We start from the raw sequence: 13070 nt of genomic DNA, 5'->3' as shown, positions 1-13070 counted from the left end.
CAGCTTGGGGTTGGCAGTAGTTTCTTTTACCAATATCGGTTTTCTTTCAAAGTTGCAATAATTTCATTTGCAATTTTTGAACAAATTCTTATTTGATTTAATTCTTCTTCAAAGTCTGCTGGCGTAAATTCAAGAAATTTATTTAAGATTTTTACGAATTCAAGAGTTACTTTTTTAAATTCTACCTTTCTGATTTCACAAATGAAAACCAAACCATTTTCGGTTTCACTTAATTTCCAAAGTCCATGAATAAATAGATTTCTGTTTATTCTAATTTTGTCGATAGAATTATGTAAAGTTTTAATTCTAATCTCTTCAATTTCATGATATTTAGCTAGTTTCAATAATAACTTTAAATTGTGGCTAATAGAGTTGTCTTCTAACATAATTGAACTAACAAATTCATCTTCAGACTTTATTAATATGTAAATAAGTTCTTTTATTTGACTCTCAAGATTTGAAAAACCAATTGATATTTGACCAATTAGTGAGTAAAAATTTTGTTCGTTAGATGTCATTTATTTTCGATTTTTTAAATTATTGCAAGCGTTTTTAGACCGTAATTTAGCATCTTATTCTACACTATAAGTTAATTTAATATATGATTTACAAATTGAGAGAATTAGAATTTGAGATTTTTTTAAATTGAGTGTTTTTTGAGGTATTCCGAAACCTAATTGTCCGTGCCTTGCTTTGACTCCAAGTACACCATAATTATTTACTGTTCCAGTAAATGCGTGAATATCTGTTTCTGAATAACCAGAATCTGCTAATATGTTTTTGAAATAGTCTTTGTTGATTTTTTTTGAATAAGTTCGTATTGAATCAAATATCGAATATAAATTAGTCCATTCCAATCCATTTCCTAATTGCAGAAGAATATGTAAAAGATCATTTTCTGTTTTTGATAAATTTATTAAATAAGCAAATCTGTTTTTGATTGATAAAAACGTTGTGTCTAAAACTAATGCATCATCAAACGGGTAACTTTGCGCAATATCAAATTTATTTGGTGGAGTTATATCTACAAATTTATTCCAAATAAACATTTTGACTAGTTTCTGATTAGAAGTATCATCATAATCATCGTTTATTGTGCAATATAAATTTGCAATACCATTGTACAAAGAGAGTAAAGTCAACGCTCTTGCCCAAATTTCTTCTGGATTATTTAAACTTGATAAATGTGGAGATGTAAATAAACAATTTGGCGGTCTATCGTCTTCTTCATCGCAAACAATACAGATATCGTGTCCATATAAATTTGAATGTGCTAGAAATTTACTATTCTGATAAAATACTGTAAATATATATTTGTTTTCCAATTTTTTGGTTCTTTAGCTTTACGATTCTCTGCTTTTGCCAGCGTCGGGTCATATCTGCTCAGTCTAGCAATTACCATAAGTTTTGCAAGCTTTTAGCAGAAGTAACTATCTCGTGTCACTAGATTTTACAATAATATTTCTTGAAACCTCATAAACTAATGCCATTTCTAGATTTAACATGCTTACATTTTCAGTGGTGTGAACAAAAGGAACAGCTTTAGTTTCATCGAAGTCCGGATTTGAGTGAACTATTGAGCAGCGCATAGCATATATTCTGCTTGCTAACGATTGGAAAAAAGTTGTTTCATTTGTAAAATCTAGAGCAGAAATTTTTAAAGGTTTTGAACACTGGAAAATTTGATCTTTTTTGAAATGATCTAAGAGTTTTGTTTCATCGAGGTATTCTTGAAAATCTGTCATGCTAACAAACTGTTGCAAAACTCTAGTTAACTTAATTTTATCTGTTAGATGCTTTTCATTTTCTTTTTTAAAAATATTTATTGCTTGCTCAATATAGTTATCCGTTTTGAGGTGGAAATCTGGTTTTAAAAGAAGATGTTTTACTTGCTCTGCAACAACAATATATGCGCTTTTATCGGAGAAATACTCTATGATGTGGAAATAACATAAAAACTTAAATGGGATGTACTCTACTTTTTCTGAAAGATGATAATATTGAATTAGTTCTGGAATATATTTTTTATATGTAAAATTAATTGGGTGTGATGGTATTGCAAGCGAAGATCTTTTAAGTCTCGGAATACGTTTATTTACATTATTTATTAGGATTGGCTCAAAGGCTAAATTAAAACTGTATTCAAAATCAAATAGTACAGAATTAAGAATATTTCTTAAATCAGAATTTAATCCATCTGGTGATGTTCTTCTAAAGTTTTGAATGGTTAAAAGCCAGTTCCTGCGTATTGTTGGTCTTAAAAGGTTGCTTAACTCAATTGAAGCCATATCTTCAGCATTACTTTCTAATGTGATTTTGAGCTCATTTTTAAAGTAATTCATTTGAATTTCATAGTGTTGTTTACGACCTGGATTCCCAAGATATCTACTTGAAACTAAGGTTAAAACAAATTCATACTTTTCTTCAACCTTTACTCCCAAATATTCATCTAGTATGATTGAGTTAAATTTTAAGAATTTTTCAACACGTTGCGCTTTGGTGTCAGATAATACATTAATACTAATGTCTTTGTTTCCTTTAAAGTCAGCAATGGTGTAATATGTATAAACTTCTATCTCGCCAGTATCTCCATCCTCGTCTATAATTTCTTCTTCTTCCTCAATTTTGTCTATTTTCAGAAAACTATAATTCGCTTTTATTTTTTCGATAATTTCTTCCATAAATGATGGTTTTTGTTATTTCTGCCAACTTGTTCGTACACGCGACTTGATGTAGTCTATACCGCCAAATAAACTAAATTGAAGCTACTCAGTAGCGTATTTTCGTTTTCCAAATATAGAATTTTTTTCTTACAAACCATCAAAAGGCCTTTCTATTCGCTTCAACTATTCAATATTTACCGGAACAAAGCCTTTAAAAACAAACAAAGGCAGTAAAAACTACTGCCTTTGTCGTATTATATTGCCAAATTCTTAAACCGTTGGTGGTACTTCGGGAGCTCTGTTGTTGAGCAAGCTGTTGTACTGGTCTATCAGGGCGTTAAGCTGGTTGATGACCGTGGTGTAGGGCGTTGGCGTTGTCTCTGCTAGCAAATGCAAGGCATCGATACGGTCTCTTAGGGCATAGTAGACCGCGTTGGTTTCTTCGCGTTTCGATTTCAAATTTTCAGGTGTGGCGCCGCCATATTCTTGGGTACGGTCTAGGAATTTTTGGTCAAAGGCGATGTTGGCGGCTTTCAGTTCGTTTTTCCAGGCGGTGAGGTTTAGGGTGTTGAACGCCGCTACAAGTGGGGCTTTGTTTTCCCAATCCATAATAAGGCTCGTAATTGTGGCGGTTTCTGCCTGATAGTTCAGTTTTGCAATACCTCCACCATACACGCTAAAGCTGTCTTTGATTAGGGCAGCAGCGGTTTGCAATGCAGGTTCAAAATAATAATCATATCCATAAGCTACATAATAGATACCGTTGGCAGCATTGTCACGACGCTCGTCTAAAGCTAGAATGTCGGCGGTTTTTTCGTTAGCCAAAATCTTTTTGAAGAGCGCATCCAGCTCGTTGCCTTTGCCTACGAGTGCATCATACTTGGCAAGGATATTTAGTACTGTTGGGTCGTTTCGTAGCACAATGGCTAGAAAGTTTTTGATGTATTGCAGGTATTCTGCATTACGAAGGTTTCAAAGGGCAATTGCATTCATCATAAAATTGAAAATCGGTGGGAAAAGTAAAAGCGAGGTAGAAATGGGCTTTCCCCTGAGGGGGAAAGGTTGTTTCTAGGCAGCGACAGGTTTTCCCTTGAAGGGGAAAAGTTGTTTCTAGGTAGCAACAGGTTTTCCCTTGAGGGGGAAAAGTTATTTCGAGGCAGAAACAAGTTTTCCGCTGGAGCGCAAACTTTACAACTAGGTTTCGAATACTTTTTGCTTAAACTGTTGTACTTCATAGTGGTTATGATTTTAAAAACAGCAGTACGAAGATACAAATTATTTATAAACAACACTATTTACCTACAAAAAAATCAGATAAATGCAGTGGAAACAGGCTGAATCCTATTAGATATAAAAAACGTACCTTTGCGCAAAATATACGTTTTATGACCACCTTCGAGCAATTCAATCTTCCGAAATCAGTACAAAAAGCAATCGATGATTTAGGATTTACCACACCAACTCCCATTCAGGAAAAAACTTTTTCTGTGATTATGTCAGGGCGCGATATGATGGGAATTGCACAAACCGGAACGGGTAAAACCTTCGCTTATTTATTGCCTTTATTAAAATTATATAAATTCAGTCCGGGTCATACTCCGAAAATTGTTGTTCTGGTGCCAACACGCGAATTAGTCGTTCAAGTGGTGGAGGAAGTCGAAAAACTGACCAAATATATGTCGGTTCGTACTGTTGGGATTTTTGGTGGTGTCAATATTAATACCCAAAAAACAGTGGTTTACACGGGTTGCGACATTCTAGTAGGAACTCCGGGACGCGTCATGGATTTAACCTTAGACAATGTCATCCGTTTCGAGGATATGCAAAAATTAGTCATCGACGAGTTTGACGAAATGCTCAATTTAGGTTTCCGCACCCAACTGACCGCTATCTTGGCTATGATGCCTAAAAAACGTCAAAACATCTTATTTTCCGCCACAATGACGGATGACGTAGATGCTATTTTGAATGACTTTTTCGATTATCCTGAGGAAGTGACGCTTTCTGCATCGGGAACACCGTTGGAAAACATCACGCAAATTACCTATAACGTTCCCAACTTTAACACCAAAATCAATTTGCTGAAACACTTGTTGCAGACGAATGAGGCTATGAGTCGGGTTTTGGTTTTTGTGAATAATAAGAAGATTTCGGATATGGTTCACGAACGCATCGAGGAGGATTTTGAAGATCAATTTGGTGTCATCCATTCGAACAAATCCCAAAATTATCGTCTGAGCACGATGGCTGAATTTCAAGCAGGCCATCTTCGTGGACTCATCACTACCGATATTATGGCGAGAGGTTTGGATATTTCGAACATCACGCACGTCATCAATTTTGAAATGCCTGAACTGCCGGAATTGTATATGCACCGCATTGGTCGAACTGGTCGTGCCGATGCTACAGGAACCGCCATTAGTTTCATTGCGCCTCGGGAAGAAGAATTCAAATTTGCCATTGAATTATTAATGGATATGGATTTGCCAGCAGCCACTTTTCCTGAAACTGTTGAAGTTTCGCTGAAACTAATCGAACCTGAAAAAGACCGTCAACCGATTAAGTTTTTGATGAAAAAACAAAAATTAGAAGGAGATGGCGCTTTCCACGAGAAAAGTAAAAAGAATAAAAAAGTCAATCTCGGCGGACCCGGTGTAACCAAGAAAAAAACGCACGGTTCTGTCAATAGAAATATGCTGAAAAACCAAGCCAAGAAACGCAAGGATAAGAAGTAAAGGAGAGTCACCAATACCCTTCACAGCTCAAATGAAAACATTAATTATCAATATTAAAGAGTTGCTTCAAGTTCGAGATGCCTCGATATTGAAAGTTTCTGGCGATGAAATGGCGATTCTTCCGTCCATTACGAATGCTTATTTGGTCATTGACAATGATTTTATTGCTGATTTTGGTTCGATGGATGATTTACCCGAAGATTTAAATCCTGAAAAATGTATTGATGTTGAGGGAAAAATTGTGCTTCCTTGTTGGTGTGATTCCCATACTCATATCGTGTATGCTGGCCATCGCGAGCTAGAATTTGTGGATAGAATCAACGGACTTTCCTATGAAGAAATCGCCAAGCGTGGTGGCGGAATACTGAATTCGGCCAAAACACTAAACGAAACCTCCGAAGAAGAAATTTACAATCAATCGAAAGTTCGTGTTGAAGAAGTGATGCGTTTGGGAACAGGTGCGGTCGAAATAAAATCAGGTTACGGGCTTACCGTTGATGGCGAACTGAAAATGCTTCGAGTAATCCAGCGGCTGTCGCAAAATTATCCCATAACTATAAAAGCTACTTTTCTCGGTGCTCACGCTTTTCCACTCGAATATAAGGAAAATCGAAAAGGTTATATCGATTTAATCATTAATGAAATGCTTCCTGAAATTGGCACAACTAAATTGGCTGACTTTATAGATGTATTTTGCGAAAAGGAGTACTTCAGCGTTGAAGAAACCGAGCAAATTATGGAAGCCGGAATTCGTTTTGGTTTAAAACCAAAAATTCACGTGAATCAGTTCCATTCTATTGGCGGCATTCAAGCAGGAATTAAATACAACGCGCTTTCTGTAGATCATCTGGAAATTATGAGGCCGGAAGAAATCGAAGCCTTAAAAAATACTGCAACCATGCCTGTTGCTTTGCCTTCTTGCTCCTTTTTCTTAGGAATTCCTTATGCACCTGCACGTGACATGATAGCTAAGGGTTTGCCATTAGCGCTCGCCACCGATTTTAATCCGGGTTCAACTCCGTCAGGCAATATGAATTTTGTAGTTGCTACAGCCTGTATCCAAATGAAAATGTCTCCCGAAGAAGCCATAAATGCAGCCACTATAAATGGAGCTTATGCTATGGGGATTTCAGAAACCCACGGAAGTATCACCATTGGCAAAAAAGCCAATCTCATTATCACAAAACCTATTTCTTCCTATTACCAACTACCGTACGCTTTTGGCAGCAATTTGATTGATGCTGTTATTATTGAAGGCAATGTTTTCGCATAAAAAAAGAGGAACATCTGCTCCTCTCTTTCCATTATTAACCCCAACTAATTCTTATTTCAAAGTAAAACTAGTTTTAGAAACCAATTCGTTTTTGTCGAAAACATTGACAAAATAGGTTCCTTTTGCAAAGTCTTTCCCTGGCAAGTCTTCGGTAACTTGAACCGTTTTGTTTTCATATTTTACATTGGCGATAAAACTATAGGTTAATGTTTTATCATCAAAAGTTTCCGTTTTCTTGTCCCCTAAAACATTACTTTTGTTATCAATTACTTGCACGTAATATTGTTTGTCACCTGATTTAGCTATTTGATTTTCGGCAATGGTGAAACTGATTTTTAGCACATCGGCTCTTCCTGCTCGATCCGTTACTTCTTGCTTTCCAGAACTTCTTATTTTGTATGCGGCGGTTTGCATATTTAAAACAGTCAGTTTTGAACCTTTTTCCACTGTTTTTGACAACTCTTCATTTTGCCCTACTAATACTTCATTGAATTTTTTGGATTCTCCTAATACTACAACTGTACTATCACGTTGCGTGGTTAACGTTGTATTTTGTTTTTTCAGCGTTTCATTTTCAGTCATTAAAACTTTCAAATTACTTTCTAGTTTCTGATATTGAGCTCTGTATTTAGATGCATCGCCTTTTGATTTACTCACATCATTCATCAAATTCACCACTTTATCTCGCTCTTTAATTAATTCGTCAGACATTGAAGTGTTTTCGGCAATGGCGGCATCATAAGTAGTTTTTAAATCTTGTAAATCTTTCATAACGGATTCCTTTTCAGTCATCGTAGTTGTTAGTACTGTTTGTACTTCTTTTGCTTCGGATGAAATCTTATAGATATAATATAAACTGCCTATCAATAGGATAGCTAATACAGCGATAATAATCTTGAGACTTGTGTTCGAATTGTTTTGTTGATCTTCCATTTTGTTTATTTTTTATAGTAGAAATTAAAAATATATTTTAACCAAAATTAATAATATAATTTGTCTTAACAACGGATTATAAACATTTATATTATATTTGACCGGATTTAAATTGATATGGAAAAACTGATACCGTTCACGATAAATGATCTTGCAAAAGTTACCAACCACCGCAGTGGCGAAATAAAATTTGGGGAGAAGATGGTAACTATTCCAAAAGGAATGGATAGTACTGAGTTTTTAAAAACCTGTGAAGCAAAATATGTTCTGTTTGGAATTCCTGAAGACATCGGTGTTAGAGCTAATTACGGAAGACCTGGAGCTGCATCGGCTTGGGAATCTGCCATTGCTAGTATTGCAAACATTCAACACAATCGTTTCTGTAAAGGCAGCCAAATAGTAGTTTTAGGACAATTAAGCGTCCGTGCTGAAATGAAAGAAGTAGAACATTTAGATTTTAATGACATCGACGATCGTTCAAAATTGAGTCAGCTGGTCGAAAAAATTGATAAAGATGTTTCGCATATCATTTTTAATATTATAAAAGCAGGAAAAACCCCTATTATCATTGGTGGTGGTCATAATAATTCGTACGGAAATATAAAAGGAACGGCGCTTGCCAAAGGAAAATCTATTAATGCCGTGAATTTTGATGCCCATTCCGATTTTAGAATTCTCGAAGGACGTCATAGCGGAAATGGTTTTTCTTATGCTTTTGAAGAAGGTTTTCTTAAAAAGTATTTTATTTTTGGTTTACACGAAAATTACACCTCCAAAAGTGTTTTAGATATTATCAAAAAAATTGAAGATCGGGTACGGTACAACACCTACGATAGTATCAATATCCGAAAGGAGAAAAACTTCCAACAAGAACTTATTCAAGCTGCACAATTCATTCAAAATGATTTTTACGGCATTGAAATAGATTTAGATGCCATTCCAAATATTGCCAGTAGTGCTATGACGCTAAGCGGTTTTTCAATAGAGGAATTGCGTCAGTTCGTCACTTTCTTTGCAAAAAATAAAAATGCGGCTTACCTTCATATTTGCGAAGGCGCACCCGATTTGTGCGAGGAGAAAAACAATCATTTAATTGGTAAACTCATCGGCTATTTAGTGACTGATTTTATAAAATCGAACCATGAAATTGATTTGGACTAAATGGTGAATCTAGGGGATAACGAACTAAAAATCAAGGCAAACGCATTAAAATATTTAGACACGAATTGCACTAATTGTCACAAATTATTTTTATTATTTAAAAAAATACACAAATTTTAACTGCCTTTGGCAGTTTCGTGAAATTTATGCAGTACCTATTTCGTGTAAATTAGTGCAATTCGTGTAAAAATAAATAAAAAACAATTTTAATGCGTTTTGCCCTGCTAAAAATCAATAGCAAATCTCCCTAAAAATAATAAACCTATCTTTGCAAAAATTATCTAAATAAAAATTTCTAGATATTTAATACAAAACATATGTTATTCGAAGATTTATCGTTATCCAAAAGTATTCAAAAAGCCGTATTTGAAGAAGGCTATACCAACCCAACACCTATTCAAGAACAAGCCATACCCTTAGTGTTAGCAGGACGAGACTTAATTGGCTGCGCACAAACAGGAACAGGAAAAACGGCAGCATTTGCCATTCCCATCATACACCAATTGCACCGAATTGTAGGTTCATCTAAAAAAGCCAAAGAAATTCGGGCCTTAATCGTTACGCCCACAAGAGAATTAGCTGTACAAATTGGTCAAAGTTTTGACACTTATGGCAAATATACTAACTTGACTCAACTCACTATTTTTGGTGGCGTTTCGCAAGTTCCTCAGGTAGATGCGCTGCGCAAAGGCGTTGATGTTTTAGTCGCAACACCAGGAAGATTACTCGATTTGCACAAACAAGGTTTTATCGATTTCGATCATTTGCACACCTTAGTCCTTGACGAAGCCGATCAAATGCTGGACATGGGATTTATAAACGATGTCAAGAAAATTGTAAAGCTTACACCAAAAAACCGACAAACCTTGCTATTCTCTGCAACAATGCCAATAGCTATTCGAGAATTGGCCGAAATGTTTTTGAAAGATCCTGAAAAAGTAGAGGTTTCACCTGTTTCTTCCACTGCCGAAAATGTGGAACAACATGTTTATTTTGTCGAAAAAACCGAAAAAAGAAACTTGCTGTATCATTTGATCAAAAATCAAAATTTATCGGATGTTTTGGTTTTTTCGAGAACCAAACACGGTGCAGATAACGTGGTTAAAGCTTTGCGTAAAAATAATATTGCCGCCGAAGCCATTCACGGTGACAAATCTCAAAATGCCAGACAACGGGTTTTAGATGCTTTCAAAAAGAAAGAAGTGGGCGTACTTGTAGCCACTGATATTGCCGCTCGTGGTATTGATATTGACCAATTGCCTTTTGTCATCAATTTTGATTTACCCAATATTCCAGAAACCTACGTTCATCGAATAGGAAGAACGGGTCGTGCAGGAAATGAAGGTATAGCAATTTCTTTTTGCAGTAAAGACGAACATCAATATTGGAAAGACATTCAAAAACTAATCAAAGTCGAGGTAAAAACCATTAGTGATCATCCGTATCCTTGGCACGCTGGAAGTCCAGAAACGGCTCCGGGAGGATCAACAAAACCAAATAACTCCAACCGAAGTGGTGGTGCACACAAATCAAGAAAATCCGACGCCTCTAAACAAAACAAAAAACGCTGGTATTAAAATTGATTTTAGTTCTAAATAATTACAAAAAAACGCTGTCAATAGACAGCGTATTTACTTTTAATTTGAAGAGTATCATGCACCCGTTGAATGCAAATATTAAACCTTTCGGCAAAAAAACACTTCCAAAACCAAAATCATACTCTTTGAAAAAAATAGTTGGTTGTAGTTTAAATCTACTATATTTACTTGATTTTGCAATCCAATTTAAAACAAAGGGAGGTTTTTAGATAAGCTGACGTTTTGGGCAAGACAAACAGACAGCCTACTAAAAATTAAAATTTGACAATATGAAAAGCATCGCACTTTTAATCACATTCATCATATACAGTTTTGTTTCTTTTGGACAGCATGAGGATGACAGAACGATTAATTTCCCGAAATCAATTGAACTCGTAAATAAAGTACCCAATAAAGAAAATGTATGGGTTTTTATTCTTGCAGGACAGTCTAATATGGCAGGACGGGCATTTGTCGAACCTATGGATACAATTTCCAATAAACGAATTCTATCACTAAACAGAACCGGACAATTAGTTTATGCCAAAGAACCTTTGCATTTTTATGAGCCGTCATATACGGGGCTTGACTGCGGACTTTCTTTTGCCAAAAATTTAATACGCAATATCCCAGACGGTATAACCATATTATTAATACCAACTGCAGTTGGTGGCAGTTCTGTTTCACAATGGCTAAGCGACAGTACACATCGCGACGTAAAACTTTTAACTAACTTTCAATCTAAAGTAGAGATTGCAAAAAACTATGGAAATATTAAAGGGATTTTGTGGCATCAAGGAGAAAGTGATACAAATCCTATAGGGATTTCTACATATGAAGAAAAGCTTTCATCGCTATTTGAAGTATTCAGAACAATTAGTGGCAATAAGAACTTGCCAATTTTGGCGGGGAAAATTGGTTCCTATTCAAATGATAAGGAAAATTGGAACTTAATTAATGAAAAAATACAAGCTGTTGCAAAGCAAAATAGTGATATCTATATTATTTCAACATCTGATTTAAAAGACAAAGGTGACAAAGTTCATTTTGATTCTGAAAGTCAAAGGAAGATGGGAGAACGTTTGGCAGTTAAATTTATGAGTACAGTTAAATAGCCTACCCATTAAAGTTAGAGTTCACGTGCTCAGCAAGCAAATAATTTTTTAAAAAACGATTCTAGACTTACATTATTCTTTTACAAATTTTTCTTGAAACGATTTACGATCAGAATAAATTTTTACGAAATAAACACCTGTTTTGAAATTTTCAACATCAATAGTATTGAAATCGGTGTCTTTTTCAATTATTTTTTTTCCTAAAACATCAAAAATTGCAATACTATCTACTTTTAAATTATTCTTAACTTGAATGTTTAGTTTGTAAGTTGCTGGATTAGGGTAGATTGAAAAATCTTTACCATTAAATTTTTGTAACGATAAACTGGTACAACTAACACCTACAAATGTATTAAAATCAATGTTATTATCGGGTTGTGCCAATTGATATTGACCATTTAATCCTGCAGCCCAAAGCGAATTATCAAGTTTTATTGCGGTTGTGTGGCCAAAAGAAGCTTTTGCTGCTCTCCAATTTAAATCGGTACCAACTTGGGTAGGAATAGTAAGTCTTGTAAAATTTCCCGTTCCAAGTTTACCTTCAAAATTATCACCCCAAGCCCAAAGCGAGTAATTTTGCTTTATTGCAATACTATGAAAATATCCTGCAGCAACTGTTTGCCAATCAGTATCCAATCCAATTTGTTGTGGAGCATATACATTTACAGTTGTTCCATTACCAATTTGTCCCTTGTCATTACGTCCCCAAGCCCAAAGCGTATTGTCATTTCTAATTGCCAAAACTTGATAGCCAGTTGCAGAAATCTCCCTCCAACTATTGCTAGACCCAATTCTAGTTGGAACTCTTTTTGGTTGATCATCACCTTGCCCCATTGTACCGTGATATCCGTCGCCCCATGCCCAAAGAGACCCGTTATCTTGTAATGCAACTGAAAAGTTAACACCTGCTGTTATTTTTAACCACGAATTTGTAGTTCCAATACGTATTGGGAATTGTGAATCTGTGTATGTATTATTTCCCAATTGTCCGTCATAATTTCGACCCCAAGCCCATAACGATCCATCCGTTTTCAGTGCCACGCAATGAAAAATACCACATTCTACAGTTGCCCAATTAGTGTCTACGCCAACTTGTGTAGGCACATTTCTATGTATTCTGCTATTATCTCCAAGCTGACCATAATCGTTTTCGCCCCAGCTCCATAATGTTCCGTTACTTTTTATTGCTGAATTATGAGCTGCATTGGCGCTAATTGATACCCAATTAGTATCAGTCCCGATTTGTGTTGGACTCGTTTTGGTTTCTAAAGTTCCATCGCCAATTTGACCAAAAATATTAGAACCCCACGCCCAAAGTGTACCGTCTTGTTTAATTGCGATAGTATGATATGCACCAACAACGACTTTGGTCCAACATTGCGGAAAAGTTACAATAGGTAGTAAAAAAACAAAAATGATTAGATAGTTTTTCATAACGAATTGATTTAGATTAATTTAAATAAACAAATATAATAATTAGTCATTCCTTAAAAATGAATTAACAATTTGATTGTTAATAACTTGTGATTAAATTCAGTTGAAAACAGTACTTTTAAATCGCCAAAAAGTGTATATTTCGGTATAAAAAAGTGGCAATATGTTAGGCAAAATAA

At 35.2% G+C, this 13070-nt stretch carries 11 protein-coding genes; 5 read left to right on the top strand and 6 right to left on the bottom strand.

What is annotated here, in order from left to right; genetic code table 11:
- Positions 1-26: 26 nt before the first annotated feature.
- From RMO83_RS01805 to RMO83_RS01790, 4 genes are all read right to left on the bottom strand, one after another.
- Positions 27-518: a hypothetical protein gene (locus RMO83_RS01805; protein ID WP_310557958.1), complete on the bottom strand. Its 492-nt coding sequence runs from the start codon at positions 516-518 to the stop codon at positions 27-29.
- 54 nt (positions 519-572) lie between these two features.
- Positions 573-1325, bottom strand: a complete 753-nt coding sequence (locus RMO83_RS01800; RefSeq protein ID WP_310557957.1) for a hypothetical protein — start codon at positions 1323-1325, stop codon at positions 573-575.
- 105 nt (positions 1326-1430) lie between these two features.
- Positions 1431-2681, bottom strand: a complete 1251-nt coding sequence (locus tag RMO83_RS01795; RefSeq protein ID WP_310557956.1) for a hypothetical protein — start codon at positions 2679-2681, stop codon at positions 1431-1433.
- A 252-nt stretch (positions 2682-2933) separates the two neighbouring features.
- Positions 2934-3584 carry a DUF6261 family protein gene (locus tag RMO83_RS01790; RefSeq protein WP_310557955.1) on the bottom strand — a complete coding sequence of 217 codons (651 nt, stop codon included), beginning with the start codon at positions 3582-3584 and terminating at the stop codon, positions 2934-2936.
- Between the two features lie 464 nt (positions 3585-4048).
- Between RMO83_RS01790 and RMO83_RS01785 the strand changes: the two genes are divergently transcribed.
- Together RMO83_RS01785 and hutI are read left to right on the top strand one after the other, a co-directional pair.
- Positions 4049-5398, top strand: coding sequence for a DEAD/DEAH box helicase (locus tag RMO83_RS01785; RefSeq protein ID WP_310557954.1), 1350 nt, complete (start codon positions 4049-4051; stop codon positions 5396-5398).
- A gap of 31 nt (positions 5399-5429) precedes the next feature.
- The gene (gene hutI / locus RMO83_RS01780; RefSeq protein ID WP_310557953.1) at positions 5430-6671 is read left to right on the top strand and encodes an imidazolonepropionase; all 1242 of its coding nucleotides are present in this window, start codon (positions 5430-5432) and stop codon (positions 6669-6671) included.
- A gap of 51 nt (positions 6672-6722) precedes the next feature.
- On the opposite strand, the gene RMO83_RS01775 is transcribed toward hutI, so the two are convergent.
- A complete protein-coding gene (locus tag RMO83_RS01775; RefSeq protein WP_310557952.1) occupies positions 6723-7604 on the bottom strand; it encodes a hypothetical protein in 882 nt (293 codons plus the stop codon).
- 117 nt (positions 7605-7721) lie between these two features.
- Here RMO83_RS01775 and RMO83_RS01770 point away from each other — a divergent pair, with 117 nt between their 5' ends.
- The 3 genes from RMO83_RS01770 to RMO83_RS01760 all read left to right on the top strand — a co-directional run bounded on the left by RMO83_RS01770 (position 7722) and on the right by RMO83_RS01760 (position 11457).
- On the top strand, positions 7722-8765 hold the full coding sequence (locus RMO83_RS01770; RefSeq protein WP_310557951.1) for a formimidoylglutamase: 1044 nt from the start codon (positions 7722-7724) through the stop codon (positions 8763-8765).
- Between the two features lie 317 nt (positions 8766-9082).
- Positions 9083-10342, top strand: a complete 1260-nt coding sequence (locus RMO83_RS01765) for a DEAD/DEAH box helicase (protein ID WP_310557950.1) — start codon at positions 9083-9085, stop codon at positions 10340-10342.
- 290 nt (positions 10343-10632) lie between these two features.
- Complete coding sequence (locus RMO83_RS01760; RefSeq protein ID WP_310557949.1) at positions 10633-11457, top strand: sialate O-acetylesterase; 825 nt, start codon at positions 10633-10635, stop codon at positions 11455-11457.
- A 72-nt stretch (positions 11458-11529) separates the two neighbouring features.
- On the opposite strand, the gene RMO83_RS01755 is transcribed toward RMO83_RS01760, so the two are convergent.
- Entirely contained in the window at positions 11530-12891 is a 1362-nt protein-coding gene (locus RMO83_RS01755) for a T9SS type A sorting domain-containing protein (protein WP_310557948.1), read from the bottom strand.
- Positions 12892-13070 lie beyond the last annotated feature (179 nt).

The organism is Flavobacterium sp. (genome assembly GCF_031423415.1).
Taxonomy (GTDB): Bacteria; Bacteroidota; Bacteroidia; order Flavobacteriales; family Flavobacteriaceae; genus Flavobacterium.
This window is presented reverse-complemented; position numbering and strand designations above follow the sequence as displayed.